General features: G+C 49.9%; 12 protein-coding genes. 4 read left to right on the forward strand and 8 right to left on the reverse strand.

Features of this window, described 5'->3' with window-relative positions:
• Positions 1-117: 117 nt before the first annotated feature.
• The 5 genes from GRF59_RS08415 to yicI form a co-directional block, all read right to left on the reverse strand.
• Positions 118-2,187: a bifunctional aldolase/short-chain dehydrogenase gene (locus GRF59_RS08415; protein ID WP_160497135.1), complete on the reverse strand. Its 2,070-nt coding sequence runs from the start codon at positions 2,185-2,187 to the stop codon at positions 118-120.
• Positions 2,188-2,236: 49 nt separating this feature from the next.
• On the reverse strand, positions 2,237-2,515 hold the full coding sequence (locus GRF59_RS29690) for a hypothetical protein (protein WP_237391679.1): 279 nt from the start codon (positions 2,513-2,515) through the stop codon (positions 2,237-2,239).
• 164 nt (positions 2,516-2,679) lie between these two features.
• Positions 2,680-3,951 (reverse strand): bacillibactin exporter BcbE, encoded by a 1,272-nt coding sequence (gene bcbE / locus GRF59_RS08420; protein ID WP_160497136.1) that lies wholly within the window; start codon positions 3,949-3,951, stop codon positions 2,680-2,682.
• A gap of 75 nt (positions 3,952-4,026) precedes the next feature.
• Positions 4,027-5,037: a phosphotransferase family protein gene (locus GRF59_RS08425; protein WP_160497137.1), complete on the reverse strand. Its 1,011-nt coding sequence runs from the start codon at positions 5,035-5,037 to the stop codon at positions 4,027-4,029.
• 127 nt (positions 5,038-5,164) lie between these two features.
• Complete coding sequence (gene yicI, locus GRF59_RS08430; RefSeq protein ID WP_160497138.1) at positions 5,165-7,483, reverse strand: alpha-xylosidase; 2,319 nt, start codon at positions 7,481-7,483, stop codon at positions 5,165-5,167.
• Between the two features lie 139 nt (positions 7,484-7,622).
• Here yicI and GRF59_RS08435 point away from each other — a divergent pair, with 139 nt between their 5' ends.
• A complete protein-coding gene (locus GRF59_RS08435; protein ID WP_160497139.1) occupies positions 7,623-8,561 on the forward strand; it encodes an AraC family transcriptional regulator in 939 nt (312 codons plus the stop codon).
• Positions 8,562-8,623: 62 nt separating this feature from the next.
• Here GRF59_RS08435 and helD read toward each other — a convergent pair whose 3' ends face one another.
• Both helD and GRF59_RS08445 read right to left on the reverse strand, forming a co-directional pair.
• Entirely contained in the window at positions 8,624-10,981 is a 2,358-nt protein-coding gene (helD, locus tag GRF59_RS08440) for an RNA polymerase recycling motor HelD (RefSeq protein ID WP_160497140.1), read from the reverse strand.
• Between the two features lie 203 nt (positions 10,982-11,184).
• The gene (locus GRF59_RS08445; protein ID WP_160497141.1) at positions 11,185-13,008 is read right to left on the reverse strand and encodes an adenine deaminase; all 1,824 of its coding nucleotides are present in this window, start codon (positions 13,006-13,008) and stop codon (positions 11,185-11,187) included.
• A 191-nt stretch (positions 13,009-13,199) separates the two neighbouring features.
• Between GRF59_RS08445 and GRF59_RS08450 the strand changes: the two genes are divergently transcribed.
• The 3 genes from GRF59_RS08450 to GRF59_RS08460 are packed head-to-tail and all read left to right on the forward strand — an operon-like array spanning position 13,200 to position 15,965.
• On the forward strand, positions 13,200-14,147 hold the full coding sequence (locus tag GRF59_RS08450; protein ID WP_160497142.1) for a D-alanyl-D-alanine carboxypeptidase family protein: 948 nt from the start codon (positions 13,200-13,202) through the stop codon (positions 14,145-14,147).
• Positions 14,148-14,176: 29 nt separating this feature from the next.
• Complete coding sequence (locus GRF59_RS08455) at positions 14,177-14,875, forward strand: response regulator transcription factor (RefSeq protein WP_160497143.1); 699 nt, start codon at positions 14,177-14,179, stop codon at positions 14,873-14,875.
• Positions 14,868-15,965, forward strand: coding sequence for a sensor histidine kinase (locus tag GRF59_RS08460; protein ID WP_160497144.1), 1,098 nt, complete (start codon positions 14,868-14,870; stop codon positions 15,963-15,965). The genes GRF59_RS08455 and GRF59_RS08460 overlap by 8 nt, the downstream gene beginning before the upstream one ends.
• Before the next feature lie 85 nt (positions 15,966-16,050).
• On the opposite strand, the gene GRF59_RS08465 is transcribed toward GRF59_RS08460, so the two are convergent.
• Positions 16,051-17,100 carry an aromatic acid exporter family protein gene (locus GRF59_RS08465; RefSeq protein WP_160497145.1) on the reverse strand — a complete coding sequence of 350 codons (1,050 nt, stop codon included), beginning with the start codon at positions 17,098-17,100 and terminating at the stop codon, positions 16,051-16,053.
• Between the last annotated feature and the right edge of the window lie 114 nt (positions 17,101-17,214).

Genomic DNA, 17,214 nt, shown 5'->3' on the forward strand with positions numbered 1-17,214 from the left:
ATTCATTTTCTCATAACCGTTGGGATCTGTTCCAAAGAAGAAATCAATCCCCAATCATGAAAGATGACGGGGATTGTTTCTTATTGCAAAATCGGATGATTGCGGATTCGAAAAGGTTTAGCGCGTAAATGCTGCCGGCACGCCGCCATCAATTGTGAGCATACAGCCGGTTGTTTTCTCGGCTTTGGAAGAAGCGAAGAAGGCGATGCCTTCGGCCACATCTTTTGGATAGATGTTCACGAGCAGCGTCGTTCTCTTGCGGTAGTGATCTTCCAGCTGGTCCGGCTCAATTCCATAAGCAGCGGCACGCTCATTGCGCCAGCCCGAATTCCAGATCGCGGAACCTTGAAGGATCGCATCCGGCAAAATGGTATTCACGCGAATGCCATGCTCTCCGCCTTCAGCGGCAATACAACGGGCAAGATGTGCCTCAAGCGCTTTGACAGAGCTGTAGGCTGTTACGTTCTTGCCGGCGTATACCGAGTTTTTGGAAGCTACGAAAATCATGCTGCCGCCAAGGCCCTGCTCTTTCATTTGTTTGAATGCTTCGCGGGCCACGAGGAAGTATCCGGTCCCGAGCACGTTCATGTTCAAATTCCATTCCTTCAGCGAAGTTTCGTCAAACGGACTGGAAGTCGCAAGACCCGCGTTATTGACGATAATATCCACGCCGCCATAAGCTAATGCCGTTTCGCCCAATGCCGCGATAACCATCTCTTCGCTGGTTACGTCCATTTTAACAGCCTTGGCGCGGCCTTCACCATACTGCGCGTTGATTTCGGCTGCTACCTTCTCCGCGCCCTCAAGATTCAGGTCGGCAAGGACCACATGTGCACCCTCGGATACGAAACGACGTGCCGTTTCACTGCCAATTCCGCCTGCGCCGCCAGTAATAAAGGCAATTTTACGTGAAAATTCCGCTTCCGCAGGAGCCAGCGTCAGCTTATACAGCTCAAGCGGCCAATATTCCACATTGTAGGATTCATTTTCATTCAGGGAAACAAACTCGCCAAGTGCAGTCGAGCCTTTCATCACGGCAATCGCCCGGTGGTACAACGCACCGCTGACCCCTGCCATTGCGATACTTTTACCGGTATTCACCATACCGATACCCGGAATCAGGATGACGCGCGGAGCCGCTTCGAACATCACGTCGCCTTCATGCTTGTTGCGCTCGAAATAGGCTTTATATTCCTCTTTATATGCTTCAATACCTTCCCGTACGGCTTCTTTCAGCGTAGCAGTTCCGTCCGCGGAAGGTGTCCAATCGATAAATAATGGCGTGCGCTTCGTATGAACCAGGTGATCCGGGCATGCTGCCCCTACTTGGGATAGGTCCTTGGCATTTTTGCTGTTCACAAACTGAAGCACATCGTCACCGGCATCATACGTACAAATCATTTTTTTGCCGTCGCTGACTGCACCGCGGATGACTGGCATCACTTCTGCAAGGATGGCTTTACGCTGCTCTTCAGCCAGCGTCTCCACTTGGCTGCCGCCAAAAATGCGGGATTCCTGAATGTGATCATTGATGTATGCTTCAGCCTTCTGGATCATGGCAATCGTCTGGTTGTAGCAGGCCTCCGAAGTTTCACCCCATGTGACCAGACCATGTTTCTCCATCAGCACGAGCTGGGCATTCGGGTTATTTCTCACGCCTTCAGCAATCATTTTGGATAAGGTAAAGCCCGGACGAATATAAGGCACCCATACAAAGGTATCGCCATAAATCTCTTTAGCGATCTCTTGGCCGTTATCCGCGCAGCAGAGACTGATAATTGCATCCGGATGTGTATGATCCACGTGCGGATAAGGAAGAAAAGCATGCAGCAGCGTTTCAATGGATGCGCGCGGATGCTTGCTGTCCATCATGCAGTGCGACAGATAAGCAACCATCTCCTCATCCGGCATTTCGCTGCGCTCAATCAGCGGTTTGATATCTTCCAGACGAAGCCCGGTAAAATGCTGCGCTTTCATGGTGGCAAGGTCGGAGCCGCTGCCTTTAACCCACATCACTTCCACGTCGCGACCGCGGAAATCTTTCTCGACGGTTTTGAGTGAAGTATTGCCTCCGCCCCAGTTGCATACGCTCCGGTCACTGCCGATCAGATTGGAGCGGTAGACCAGTTTGTCTACTCCCGCATGTTGTTTGGATGCTTCTTCTTGATTCCACTGGCTTTGTACCATGAATGAGTTGCCTCCCACATTGTTTGTTTTAATTTGTTTTTATTTGTTTTTATTTGAATTGACTTGAGTATAGCAGAAATATATTTGTTTTTATACTTATTTTTAAAAATTTTAAAAGAGAACAAAAATTAAACCAGACATAAACAGCAAAAAAAGCCCCAATATGAATTGGGACTTGGTTTTTCATCGCAGATGTCCCTCCCCTTGGAACAGCGGGAGCCGCATCGTCATCCTTTTCACCAGTTATGGTCGGCAGCATTTGTTTTTTTGGCGTAAAGTGAATATTCCTACAATGGTTTGCAGTCATGCACGGGAATAATTCTGGCACCGGTAAAGGGAAAGGATGAAATCAGACGACTCCCGGCCAAGGAGCTTCGGGCGGCGTTCCGCGCCTTCATCGTGCAGTCCGCGGAACAATGGCGCAAGGGACAGGGACATCACTATATTGTATAAGGGAAAGCCGTCAGACATGACACACTTTTATTATGGGGATCAGCGGGCTTTGGCCCGGTTCATCAGGATGCCAGCAGGAGGCTTGGATTTACGCTCCGTCGGTTTATCCGTTTTGTTATCCTCGGGCTTGACTGCGAACAACGTCAGCAGACCACCTATTGCCCCCACAACAGCCATAGCTCCAAACAGGACCCAGTGGTTCGACTTCATCAGAAGGGATACTGCCGGCGGCCCGAGCGATACTCCGATAAAGCGCATACTGCTGTATAAAGAGGTAATGGTTCCTCTTTGTTTTTGCTCAATCCCTTCCGTAATCAGGGCGTCCATGCAAGGCAAGGCCGTACCGATGCCGGCTCCGCACAGCGAAAAAAACGTCACCACAAAATATATCTGGCTGCTGAACCCGGTAATGACAAGACCTATGGTCAAAAGCGCCATCCCCGCGAATCCGGTCCATTTCATTCTCTTCTTATTCTTTCCGATGATTTTACCGGCCACAAAAGATGCCAGACAAAGCACGGCGAGCGGAATCGCGAGTACCAGGCCTTTCACAACCCCATGCATGCCGTATTTGCTTTCAAGCGTTTCGGACAAATAAAAAAGAACACCGAACAATATGAACATGCTGATCCCGCCAACCGCAAAAATGGCATACAGCCACCTTCCCTTTTCACGCAAGATACTTTTGGTGTCGGAAAGGAACTGTTTGATGGTATTATCGTTTTGATTTTTCTTCTTCGGCGTTTTAACAAAAAACAGGACAAGCAGCAGCGAAATGACACACAGTACCGGGATGCTGAGAAACGGCAGATACCATAGCACACTGGCTAACGCTGCCCCAAGGATGGGACTCAGTACCTTGCCGAATGTATTGGAGGTCTCGATAATGCCAAGACTTTTGCTCACATCATCCTCTTCCTTGAACATATCCCCGACAAGCGGCAGCACGATGGGGAAAGCTCCAGCAGCGCCAATTCCCTGTAGAAACCGTCCGCCCAGGATAATCCAATATGCAGCAAGTCCCCCGGTCATCCATGCGCCTACGCCGGACAAAGCTCCACCGGCTGCAGCGATAATGAGGCTTGGAATGATTACGGTTTTTCGCCCGAAGCGGTCAGATAAATAGCCTGCAATGGGTATCAAAAGAATGGCTACCACGGCGTAAACGGTAATGAGCATACTGACCTGAAATGGGCTGACATGAAGCTGCTGCGATATTTGCGGCAAAATGGGAATCAGCATGGAATTGCCAAGCGTCATGATCAAAGGAATCGATGCAAGCGCCGCTAAATCCCACTTCTTGTCTTCCATGACAAAACCACCTTTACGTTCGATAATAACTCGTTATATTGTGGTTTGTTTCGCACGCAACTATACAGACATTCATCAGTCAGGAGCATTTTCGTGCCATATTTCCTGAAAAGCCATTAATTGCTTTAGGGCATCCTGCTTGCACGAGATGGCGTTTTCAGGCATAGCAATTTGGATTTCATATACAAAGGCACATAAAAAAGACAACATCATCTGATAAGCCGTACGCCGGGCGCGCGGGGAAAGGTCCATCGACAGCTCAGTACCGTATCCCTTCATAAAGCTCGGATGATTCTCATAAACGATAAATTCGTACTCACGGTCAGCAAAAACGGCCCGGTCCGCATCAATGAGTGCCGCTAGATGCAGCTCTCCATGTTCATCCCGGCGGACGAGCACATTCGGATCCCAGAGATCATTATGTACAAGCGAAGGAACGGCAATTTCATCGAAAAGCGCCCGGTTCCGGCTAAAGACGGCCTCGAATTCATCTAAGACATGGTCTTCAAATACATGATGTTCCCTGCATCTCTCGGCCACCTCTACACCAAGTTCAATCAGCATCCCGCTCCAAGTCTCATGCCCGCGTATCGTTCCATCCGGCTGCGGCCACCCGAAACGTTCAGAAGTGATGGCATGCATTTGCCGTGTATATCGGCCCAGTTCTTCCTTCAAGCGGCTGTATTCCTCTGGTGAAATGGCTGGATCATTTAACTGCATGCTGTCGATAAATTCGATCAATAAGTAGGGTCTCTGGGTTAAACGGCCCGATTCATCGTATCGGATCACGCGCGAGCTTGGAATTCCTTCTTCCTGAAGCCGTCCGTAGATATAAGGCTCCACAGCCATCATCTGTTTTTCAAACGAATATAAATGCTCAAGCTCCTGCGGCGCAAGGCGCAATACCCATTTCCCCTCCGGGGCTTCCGTTTCAAAAAGATAGGTCGTATTGAACTGCCCTCCCTTGAGCAGGGAGATGTGCCTCACTTCGCAATCTGTTCCGAAGGTATCCTGCGCGATCATCCTGATTTCTTCATCGGTTACCGGTGCAAATAAACTGGAAATGCTGCCGTTTGCATTGGACATTATTACTCACCCCATTGATTAAATAAAAGTACGTCCGTGCTCAAATGATATAAAAACCGGACCGCATCTTCAACACTGCTGAAGGGATGGCCCGGTTTCTATGAAAAGTCTATACTAAAACTTCATCTTATTTCAACGTTACGCATACGGAGGACATACCTTTTTCCGGTGTGACCCTGATCCCCCATTCGCAGGTTTCAACCCTACCGCCTTCCACTGAAGCCACTTCAGATACTCCTCTGAGCACCAGCGACCAGGTGCTGCCCCCCTTCGTAACGACTTCAATCCGATCTCCGGCGCGCGAGGCCGCTGCATCCATTACCTTCTCACCTTGCAAATTGACAATCTCCGTCGAAGCTGACGCGCCATCGGCGAGCTCGAACACATGAAGCGACACGCCTTCGGCAAAAACATAATCGGTTCGGCTGTCTTCTTGACCGACGGCAATGATGCTGCCCGGCTTGATCATGATCGGCAGGGTCATATAACCATGCTGTTCCTGATGCCAGCTTCCCCCTTCTTTGACCTCATTGGTGAGATAATTCGTCCACCGCCCCTGCGGCAAATAATACTCCACCCGGCCTTCCGGGTTGAAGATCGGTGCAACCAGGATCGAATCCCCGAGCATGTACTGCGTATCAAGTACCGCACACGTTCGGTCTTCAGGAAACTCAAGCATCATGGCACGCATCATGGGCAAGCCCAGCACGGTGGACTCGGCCGCGGAATTGAAAAGATAAGGCATGAGGCTGCATTTGAGCTTGGTGAACGCCCGAACCACATCGACCGCTTCTTCGTCAAACAGCCACGGCACGCGGTACGATGTGCTTCCATGCAAGCGGCTATGGGATGACAGCAATCCGAACTGCACCCAGCGCTTATAAATATCCGGCGGAGCCGTGTTCTCAAATCCGCTGATATCATGGCTCCAGAAGCCGAAGCCGGAAAGTCCGAGCGACAGTCCGCCGCGGAGCGTTTCAGCCATCGATTCATAGGTGGCCGAGCAATCGCCGCCCCAGTGAACCGGAAACTGCTGCCCGCCGACGGTCGCCGAACGCGCGAACAAGGCTGCCTCGCCTTTTCCGAGCTTCTCTTCAAGCACATCGAACACGGCTTTGTTGTACAAAAACGTGTAGTAATTATGCATTTTTTGCGGATCCGAACCATCGTAATAGACCACATCGGTCGGTATTCTTTCGCCGAAATCGGTCTTGAAGCAGTCTACGCCTTGATCAATTAAGGTTGCCAGCTTGCTCTTGTACCAAGCTGCCGCTTCCGGATTGGTGAAATCCACAAGCGCCATGCCAGCCTGCCACATATCCCACTGCCATACGCTGCCGTCTGTCGTTTTCACGAGATATCCATGTTCCATGCCTTCATCAAACAGGTAGGATTTTTCCGCGATATACGGATTGATCCATGCGCATATTTTCAGCCCTTTATCCTTCAGCCGCCGCAGCATGCCTTCCGGATCAGGAAACATATCCTTATCCCATTCAAAGTCACACCATTGATATTCCTTCATCCAGAAGCAATCGAAATGGAATACCGCCAGAGGCAGGTCGCGTTCAGCCATTCCGTCCACAAAGTGGTTCACGGTGGCTTCATCATAATCGGTGGTAAACGAGGTCGTCAGCCAGAGACCGAAGGTCCATGCGGGTGGAAGCGCAGGCTTGCCTGTCAGCTTCGTGTAGTTATCGAGCACGGCCTTCGGACTACCGCCGCCGATAATAAAGTACTCAAGGCTCTCCCCTTCCACGCTGAACTGGACACGGGAGACATTTTCAGAGGCAACTTCGTAGGATACCCTTTCCGGGTGGTTCACGAATACGCCGTAGCCCTTATTGGACAGATAGAACGGGATGTTTTTATACGATTGCTCACTGCTCGTTCCGCCGTCTTCGTTCCAGATCTCCACCACTTGTCCGTTTTTCAGGAACGGGGTGAATCGTTCACCCAATCCGTAAATATATTCGCCTACTCCAAGATCCAGCTGTTCACGGTAATATGCCTTCTTTTTCGGATCTTTGATATATGCCGGCGCTCTCCATCCGCTGCCCGTGATCCGCTTGCCAGCATACCGGAAATCCACATTCCAGCCCTGCTTGCGGTCAACAACAACACTCAAACTGCCACTAGTAAGTTCTGCTTGATCTTCGCTGATCTCAACTCTTACATCCGTTTCCTGTTCATGGATATCGAAGGCGGGGCCAAGATTCATTTTTCCTTTATGATGATTCAGCGTTACCTTGATCACGTCCGGCATCGGTGAACTGTAAGAAGCTTTTAATAACGTGCCGTTCAGCGTATCGCCTTTTGTAGCAATGACTTTGGTTGCCGCATAGACCGTCATGGTATCGCCGACTTGTGTGATATCCCGGATATCCGCCGGATTTTGCACTTCGTATCCTTCCCGGGTTTGCCAATAACCGTCAGTGAATTTCATATCGATCCCTCCTGAATTTTTGTATATTATAATAATATTGATAATTAGATTATTTTTCTCATACTATTTTGATCATATATATCATTATCTTGATATTCCGAAATACAAAAGCTGTAATTTCAGCAGGAAGGTGCCGTTCATGAATCGTGAAATGCTCCGGGAAAACCGCATACATGGCCAACCCATGTATCCCGTCAGTATATATCCCAATATCAAGCAGCTCAGCGGCAACAGCATTCTGGACTGCCATTGGCATGATGAAATGGAGTTTATCGTGATCCGCCAAGGCTGCGCCGTATTTCAAATCGATATGACGGATATTGAAATGCAGGCGGGGCAGGCTTTGTTCATCAACAGCGGCAGGCTGCATGCAGGGATTTTAAAAGGGACTCGTCCTTGCGTGTTCTCTGCGGTAGTCTTCAGCCCCGAGTTGCTTGCAAGCCCGGATTTCGATGTGATTCAGGAAAAATACATCGGACCGCTGCTGCATCAAAGCTTTCAGCCCGCCCCCCTGATTAAAGGTGATACCGCCTGGGAAAAAGAGGTGCTGACAGCGCTGGACCGTATTCTGGAAGACAACGAAAAACGCCCGCCGGCATACGAAATATCTACCAAAGGTCTTCTCTATATGATATTCGCAAGCATGTATGCCCATACTGAACCCCCTGTCCCGCATCGGCAGCTGCCCTCCGGAAGCCCGGACAAGATCGAACGGCTCAAAACCGTTCTCAACTTCATTCACGAGCATTACGGGGAATCGTTGAAGCTCCGGGATTTGGCCGGATTGATCCGCATGAGTGAAGGTCATTTCTGCCGTTTTTTCAAACAACTTACCCAAAAAAGCCCGGTGGAATACATCAACCATTACCGGGTTTCAAAATCCTGCAAGCTTCTTAAGAACAGCAGCATGAAAATCGTCGACATCGCGATGGAAACGGGTTTTGATCATTTGAGCTATTTTATTACGGTATTTAAACAGATCATGGGCTGCACGCCTTCCCAATACCGCAAGTCTATTCATGATAAAAATTCCATCATTCTGACCGAACCGGCCACGCTTGCTGCCAGGGATTCATGACAAAACAAAAAACCAGGGACGGAAGACATCCCTGGTTTTTGATATTTGCCCGCTTATAACTACTAAGATTGAAGAACATACTTATCTTCGCTAACATCCCCGATAAATCTGCAGGGTGCTCCCAGGCTGTATATATGAAGCTGATGCATTGCACGCGTGCAGGCCGTATAAAACAGCTTCCGTTCGGATTCTCTGCTGTAAGTCTTCTGGGAGGCATCATATATGACAACCGCATCAAACTCAACGCCCTTAGCCAAGTAAGAAGGAATGACAAGCGTTCCGGTCACGAACGACGGCGTCGTTTTGGCAATTCTTTTGAGCGGAAGTTCATCCTTTAAAGCCTGGTAAACCTGCTCGCATTCCTCCGCGGTCTTGCATATGATCGCGGTGTGCTCGTATCCCTGATCATTGAGCTGACGGATATCCTCCACGATGCTGCGGTGCAGCTCTTCCCGCTCTTCCGTCAAGCGCACGAGCGGCTTTTCCCCGTAGCGGTTGAATGGAACGATCGATTCTCCTCCCGGCATCATGCTGCGTGTGAAATCTACGATTTCCAGCGTCGAACGGTAGCTTCGGGTCAGTGAAATGACCTCCGTATCCTCCGCCCCATACAGCTGTTTCAAGGACTCCAAACTTCCTCCTAACACATCCGTATGAGCATAAATCCCCTGGTTCAAATCCCCAAGAGCCGTCATCCGTGCACGAGGGAATATTCTTTTGACGTATTCCAGCTGGAAAGGAGAATAATCCTGCACTTCATCAATGAAGACATGACGGATGACGCTGTTGATCTGAAATCCGTTCAGGAGATCCTGCAGATACAAGTAAGGCGTCACGTCTTCGTATGCCAACTTTCCTTCTTTCATCAGCTGTACGGATTGAGCGCCCATCTCCTTCCATTCTTCAGGAAGTCCACTTCCGCCGCTGACGCCGAGGAACAGTTCCTGATCGGTCAGCAGTTTTTCGTACATCGTCCTCACATCCACAAACCGCATGCGTTTGATCCACTTCCGTACAGGCTTTAACCACTCATTCACAACCATTTTGGCAAGTAGGCTCCGCTCGCGGTCAAAGTCGTCAAAGCCCTCCCTTTTCTTCGCTGCCTGCTTGCGCCGGATGCGCGTGTACGCTTTTTGATATTCATCGGGATCCAAGAGTTCGATCTGTTCATCCACCCATGGTGCCTGACGCTCATTTTTGGAAAATTGGGCGAGCTCCTTCAGCAGCCAATCCCGCATGAGTTCCACCCGGTTAGCAAGCCTTACAGACGGATCATAGCTATAAAACTTCTCCTCCATGACTTGCTCCGAGACGATTAACCGTCCTTTGAAGCGGATCGGCTTGAATTTCATGCCGTTATGCTCCAAATGATCCTTGTATTGCCGGATGACCTTCAAGAAATCCGGCGAGGATTTATAGGCAATGGAAGCCCGTTTGACTTTCAACCACGGACCTTCCTCCGCTTTCAGAATCGACTCCATTTGCGAAAATACATCCTCCAGGTCGTAATCCCTGCCCAGCCTATGCTCCAGATAAGCCTGGAACGTGGTCTGGAGCATATTTTCTTCCCCCAGCTCTGGTAGAACGGTCGATACATAGCTGTTAAACATCGGATTCGGTGAGAACAAGATCACTTGATCCGCTTTTAACGTCTCCCTGTATTTATACAATAAATAAGCTACCCGCTGGAGTGCCGCAGACGTTTTCCCGCTGCCCGCAGCTCCCTGAACGACCAGCATCCGGCTTTTATCATTGCGAATTACCGCGTTTTGTTCCTTTTGGATCGTGGCAACAATGCTCTTCATCTGGTTATCCGAGGAGTGGCTGAGCACCTGCTGCAGCAGCTCATCGCCTATCGTGACGCCTGTATCGAACATGACCTTAATGGAGCCGTCTCTGATCACGAACTGGCGCTTCAGATCCATCATGCCGCTGATTTCACCGCTTGGCGTTTGATAAGATGCCTGCCCCGGAGCTCCGTCGTAATAAAGGCTGGATACCGGAGCGCGCCAGTCATACACCAGAAAGGTCTCTTGATCGTCATCGAGAAAAGAAGCAATGCCGAGATAGATCGTTTCGCTCTTCTGATCTCCCTCTTCCGTAAAGTCGATGCGTCCGAAATAGGGTGATTTGACCAGCAGCTTCAGTTTTTTCAGCGTTTCCGAAGCTTGTAAATGGGCACGTTCCCGCTCGGATAATACTTGGGACTGCTGACGCAAGCTGGTGGACGTTTCTCCCAGATCATCGGAGCTGCTGAAATTGACTCTGACTTCATCCCAGAAATCTTTACGCAGCTCAACTACATCGCCCCGAACCAGGCCCACTTCCGCTTCAAGCGTTCCTTTGCGGGCGGCAATTTTACCGGTTACCTTGTCCACCCGCTGCTGTTCGTACTGCCAATCCTGATCTTTCAAGTCCATGCCTGTCTTCATCCCCTTTTTATATTTGACATTCTCTTTTCCCGGTGTTATAATGAGGAAGGAATATTCATGTCCATTACCCTTTCAAAGGGCCGTATGATCTATTTTACCAAGATTCAATCCGAAAATCAACATTTTAAGGGGAGCCATGAGGCTCCCCTTTTTGGTTGGTATTCCAATACCTGCTGCTTACTTTGCCCGGTTTAATTGCCGGTAAACAACGGTACGATATCTATGCCGTCTGCAGATATTCTTACCAATCCCTTGTCGGACAATCGGACTTCGGGAATCACGACCAGCGCCAGCAGCGACAAGGTCATGAATGCATTATTCAGCGGACAACCCGCCTCAATCAACGCCTGGCTGATGCCTTCGGACTGCCGCGCTACCGTTTCAAACGGTTCGTTCGACATAATGCCGCCCACCGTAAGCGGAAACTCGGAAATCCCGTCCTCCGTCAGCATCACAACTCCGCCCTGCATATCGGCTACGATATTGCCTGCACGTGCCATCAGCTCATCGTTATTGCCGATCACCGTCAGATTATGGCTGTCATGAGCGACTGTCATCGCAATGGCTGCAGGCTTATGGAAGCCGATTCCTTTCACGATGCCGAGCGCCTGGCCTCCTCCTTTGCCATGGCGCTCGAACACCGCCATTTTGCAGAGGTCAACAGCAGGATTAAGCTGCACCAAGTGGTTAGTGACGTCCACCTGTACTCGTTTTTCGATGGTCTCCACATGATTTTCAACTACCTCAATAGCCCGCAGTTCCGCTTTCCCTTCGGCAACCGGAGCCGTAATAGCGAAGTCCCCAGGACTCAGCTTCCGGCCCAGCTTCACCGTATTAAACGCCAGATCCGGAAGCTCATATCGTTCCCAATCAGCAGTCATTTGCCCGTTCTGCGCGACAACCTTGCCCGCGGCAATCGTCATAACCACATTTACATCCGCTAGATTGCCGTCAAGAAGAATGATATCTGCATAGGAACCTGGAATGATCGAACCTATATCCCTGGAAACGCCAAATCGCTCCGCAGTATTAATGGTCGCCATTTGGAAGGCCGTCACCGGTTTAACCCCCTGAGCTATCGCGTGACGTACAACGAAATTCATATGGCCTTCGTTCATCAGCGATTCCGAGCTGCGGTCATCGGTAACCAGAATCATCCGCCGGGTGTCGATGCCTCCCTCGGTATGCGCCTTAATGGTTGCCGCAACATCATGCCATGCCGATCCTTGACGCATTTTAGCGTACATACCCAGCCGGACGCGTTCTATGACATCCTCCGCGGTCACACATTCATGGTCACCGTTAACGCCGCTTGCAGCGTATACCGGCAGACGCCAATCATCCGATTTCCAGGTAAAATGGCCGTCTGCATGCTTTCCTGCCCGTATCGTTGCCTGAATCTCACCTATCATCTTCTCGTCGCCATACACCACGCCCGGAAAGTTCATCACTTCCCCGAGGCCGATCATGTCATCCCCCCAGCTCAAAGCTTCGGCAACCTCATCCGGGCCGATAAAGGCGCCGGTCGTTTCGAGGCCCGGATGCGTTGACGGGACACAGGAAGCCACCTGCATATACGCTGCAAGCGGAGTCGATCTGGCCTCCTCCAGCATGAACCGGAGTCCATCAAGACCCAGCACGTTGGAAATTTCATGCGCATCGAAGAAACCGCCCGTCGTTCCGAGCGGAAGCACCGCTCTGGCAAATTCCGTTGCCGTCATCTGCGTGCTTTCGATATGACAGTGACCATCCAGTAAACCTGGAGCCGCATATTTTCCACCTGCATCAATAATTTGAGTTTGCTCGCCCACGGTATGACTGACATCCTGCCCTACATACACAATGCGCGCGTTCTTTACCGCGATGGACATTCCAGGTAAAATCTCGCCGGATACCACATTGACCAACTTTACGTTTCGAATAATCAGGGTTGCCTTTAGGTCTCCGCGTGCGGCTGCTACCAGTTCAGGTATGCATTCCGCGAAGGGACGTCTTTCCCGTGCTGTTGTTTTCATGTAAACCCTCCATCTCTCTCGTACCCTATCATGCCTTGCCACGTCTTGCTTGATTCTTCCCATCATACAACCGGTCAGGAATGAAAATCAAATCTTTAAATTTCTTAAGATTTTCTTAGTAGGCACTTTATGAGTGCTGGTTAAGATGTTAATAATGATTAAACGAAAATACAACGAACGGGGTATGCTTTATGAGAGTAATCAAGAAGAAGAACAAGAAGAAACCTGTCATGTTATTGCTGGTGTTATTTGTCGTGGTCCTTGCTGCGTCTGCGACACTGGTTCGCTTTCCGCTATTTAAAATTGATGCTACCGCAGCCGTTCTTATGGATGTCAAAACGGGAAAAGTATATTATGAACATAATGCTTCCGCAGCTCTGCCGCCAGCCAGCATGTCGAAGATGATGACGGAGCTGCTGGTGCTGAAGAACGTCAATGAAGGGCATAACTCTTGGGACGAGCCTGTAACGGCAAGCCGTTATGCCGCCAATGTGACAGGGGCCGAGATCGGCCTTCGTTCAGGCGACACGCTCCCCCTTCGGACGATGTTCGAAGCCATGGTCATCCATTCCGCCAATGATGCGGCAATCTCTCTGGCAGAACATATTGCGGGCAACGAGAGCGCCTTTGTGGAACAAATGAATGCGATGGCGCATGATATCGGGCTTTCTGCGCATTCCGTCTTTGCGAATTCGACCGGTTTGTCTTCCGCAGACCTTCAAGCCTTCAAATCGGCCTCATCGGAAGGCGAAACGCAGGTAAGCGCAAAGGATTTGGCCAAGATGGCCCGTTATCTGATCCGCACCTATCCGGAGATACTCCAAGTAACCGAAAAAACGGAATTGTACATACCGGAAATGAAGTTGACGCTGCGCACGACCAATTCGATGCTGCCCGGAGAAGCTTTCTCTTACGACGGTAACGACGGATTCAAGACAGGATATACGGAAAGAGCAGGTTATTGTTTTACCGGCACGTCCGAACGGGACGGCAAACGTTTCGTTGCTGTTGTTATGGGCGCATCGGATACCAATAAACGATTCGAGGATGCTGCCAAAATGTTCAACTATGGCTTTGAGGGCCAGAGCGGTTCAGGCCTTGGACGATGGCTGAACAGATCAGCTCAGATCATCCGCTAAAATTCACAACTTCTTCTGGAGGATATGGAATGAGAAATATATTAGTCGTTGACGACGACAAGGAAATTGCTAATTTGATCTCGATTTACCTGAAAAACGAGGGCTTCAATATCATCTGCGCCCATGACGGTGAAGAGGCATTAGAGATGCTCGGCACCCCCGGACAGCAGTTTGATCTGATCGTCCTGGACATCATGATGCCGAAGGTGGATGGGCTTGAGGTGTGCCGGCAAGTACGGGATACGGCGTCCGTCATTCCGATTCTGATGCTCAGTGCCAAAACGGAGGATATGGATAAGATTCTGGGACTCATGACCGGCGCGGATGATTACATGATCAAGCCCTTCAATCCGCTGGAGCTGACCGTCCGGGTCAAAACGCTCCTGCGCCGCACTTTCCAGTATAATACGGAGCCACGGGGCACGGATGATTCGGTACTTCGCATTCAAAGCGTGGAGATCAACCGCAGCACCCATCGGGTAACCGCCGACGGCAAGGACGTGCAGCTGACAGGCAGGGAATTCGATATTTTGGGCCTGCTCGCCTCGCATCCAGGCCGCGTCTTTAGCGCAGAGGAAATATTTCAAAGGGTATGGAAGGAAAAGTATTATGTATCCAACAATACGGTCATGGTTCATATCAGCAATCTGCGCGACAAACTGGAGAAAGAGCTTGGCTACAAGCTGATACAAACCGTGTGGGGAGTAGGTTATAAAATCGATGCGTAGTTTCTTTAACAAACTGCAGTGGAAGATCATTTGGCTGTTCTTTTTCAGCGTTGCGCTAACCTATGGGACGCTCTTTGTGCTGCGACCGATCCTTAATAACATCTATTATCAAAATTTCAACTCGCTTTACCCTCTGGTTGAAAGAATCCTGAAATTAAATCAAATCGTCGGCTTTTCTTTTTGGCAGTCGGTCGTGGTCATTTTTCTGTTCATTTTCTACGTGCTCCTTCTCAGCTGGGGAACGACAAGGAAGCTGACTCGCATCATTACCGGCGTGAAACGAATGGCGGAGGGAAACATGGATGAACGGATTCAGGTTCGGTCCAATGACGAAATCGGAATGCTCGCGGATCAGATCAATGCCATGGCGAAGCAGCTGCAAATCTCCTTGCAGGAAGAACGGATGGCCACGCAAGCGAAAAATGAACTCATTACCAACGTGTCCCATGACCTGCGCACACCGCTGACTTCCATCATCGGATACCTGAGGCTAATTGAAGAGGATAAATACAAAGACGAGGTAGAACTGCGGTATTACGTCAATATTGCCTATGAAAAATCCAAGCGCATGAACCGCCTGGTGACAGACTTATTCGATTATACCCGCATGGGCTTCGGACAGATTCCCCTAAACCGCACCTCAATTGATCTGGTGCAGCTGATCGGACAGCTCACGGCGGAATTCACTCTGCAGCTGCATCATCATAAAATGGAAATCAAGTTCATTGCTCCCCAGGAGAAGCTTCTCATCGACGGGGATGGGGATAAGATCATGCAGGCCTTCGAGAATCTGATCACCAATGCCATGCGTTATGGCAAAGAAGGGAAACGAATTGAAGTTCGCATCGCCAGGGAAGGCAAACAAGCCGTTGTGAAAATCATCAACTTCGGCTCCCCGATTCCTTCCATGGATCTGCCCTATATTTTCGACCGGTTCTACCGTGTTGAAAAATCAAGATCGGTCGACACCGGCGGCGCCGGTCTTGGCCTTGCCATCGTCAAAAGCATCATCGAGCTCCATGACGGCAGCATCATCGCAGACAGCAGCCCGCAGCAAACCGAGTTTATCGTGCATCTGCCGCTGGAATAATATAAAAAAAGAGGCTTGTCCGAGATCATGACAGATCTTTACGGAAAAGCCTCTTTTTCGTTTGCCATCATCCCGTTCACTTTCTTTATCGCTTCAACCAGGACAACCACAAAGCCTCATCATCGGATTTATGGTAATGCTCCACCAAACGGTTCAAGCGCTCCATTTGATAACCGTAATCATACATGGTTGAAGCGACTATGGTCAGACGCAATCTGCTCTCTGGCTGCTGCGCCGCATATTCCAGCACCTGCTTGATAAAAGCCTCGCTCTCCTCCAGCAGAAGGCTGGCCTCGACGACATTCGGCTTCAAGTTATCCTCGAACTTCAGCAGCACATGCTCATGCAGCTTAATCAGTTTTTCCAGCTGATGATCGAAGAAGCGGTCCATTTCCTCCGAACGCTCAGACTGGAAGTAATGCTCCTCAACCGCATCAAGTACTTCACGTCCCTTGCGCAGCGTATTCAGCATCTGCTTATATACTACGAGGTGCCTCGTTTGGCTGAAACTCGCCCGCTTCAGCTTCTTCTGCTCTTCTTCCAGCAACTTGTATTTATCGGATAATGACTTGATCGAATCTTCGAGCGCCCTTTTCTTATCGCGGAAAATATTCTCTTTGATTTCATCGGATATCGCAGTCCGCATCAATAAGGACATCTGGTCAAAGGTCGTCTGAATCTGGCTTGTAAACTGCATCTTCGGCTTTGGCGGAAAGAGCAGGATATTAATCAGGAACGCGGACACGATCCCGATCAAGCTCAGTGAAAAACGCGTCAGTGCGAATTGCCATTGACCGGAAGCTTCCATTACGACGATAACCGTGACAAGCGTCAAACCAATGGTATCTCCCATTTTCAGCTTCAAACAAATCATGATAACGATAATGCATACAAGACCCACGGCAATAGGTTCATTGGAGAAAACCAACCCTGCAATCAAAGCCAACACGGCGCCCAGTGTATTGGTCTGAATTTGATCCAGAAAATAACGCCAGGAACGGTAAATCGACGGCTGCATCGCAAATATGGCCGCGACAGCCGATATCACCGGCGAGGTTAAATGTAGCCACATGCTGATATATAGTGCGAGCGTGACGGCGATCCCCGTCTTCAGCATTCGCGCCCCGAAAGTCACGGCTGCATCTCCTCCAGTCTCTATGAATAAAAGTTTAGTGTATCAGGCCGCTGCAGTTTCTGTCCCACATACGGAATATTACCCGTTGTCCCTCGTATTGATACAAAATGCCAT

Origin of the sequence: Paenibacillus dendrobii, assembly GCF_009807035.1 — a bacterium.
In the GTDB taxonomy this organism is placed as follows: domain Bacteria; phylum Bacillota; class Bacilli; order Paenibacillales; family Paenibacillaceae; genus Paenibacillus_AQ; species Paenibacillus_AQ dendrobii.

Bases quoted from the DNA above. Each gene is read 5' to 3' on its own strand.
- GRF59_RS08415 (WP_160497135.1), bottom strand. From the start codon at position 2,187: ATGGTACAAAGCCAGTGGAATCAAGAAGAAGCATCCAAACAACATGCG.
- bcbE (WP_160497136.1), bottom strand. From the start codon at position 3,951: ATGGAAGACAAGAAGTGGGATTTAGCGGCGCTTGCATCGATTCCTTTG.
- GRF59_RS08425 (WP_160497137.1), bottom strand. From the start codon at position 5,037: ATGTCCAATGCAAACGGCAGCATTTCCAGTTTATTTGCACCGGTAACC.
- yicI (WP_160497138.1), bottom strand. From the start codon at position 7,483: ATGAAATTCACTGACGGTTATTGGCAAACCCGGGAAGGATACGAAGTG.
- GRF59_RS08435 (WP_160497139.1), top strand. From the start codon at position 7,623: ATGAATCGTGAAATGCTCCGGGAAAACCGCATACATGGCCAACCCATG.
- helD (WP_160497140.1), bottom strand. From the start codon at position 10,981: ATGGACTTGAAAGATCAGGATTGGCAGTACGAACAGCAGCGGGTGGAC.
- GRF59_RS08445 (WP_160497141.1), bottom strand. From the start codon at position 13,008: ATGAAAACAACAGCACGGGAAAGACGTCCCTTCGCGGAATGCATACCT.
- GRF59_RS08450 (WP_160497142.1), top strand. From the start codon at position 13,200: ATGAGAGTAATCAAGAAGAAGAACAAGAAGAAACCTGTCATGTTATTG.
- GRF59_RS08455 (WP_160497143.1), top strand. From the start codon at position 14,177: ATGAGAAATATATTAGTCGTTGACGACGACAAGGAAATTGCTAATTTG.
- GRF59_RS08460 (WP_160497144.1), top strand. From the start codon at position 14,868: ATGCGTAGTTTCTTTAACAAACTGCAGTGGAAGATCATTTGGCTGTTC.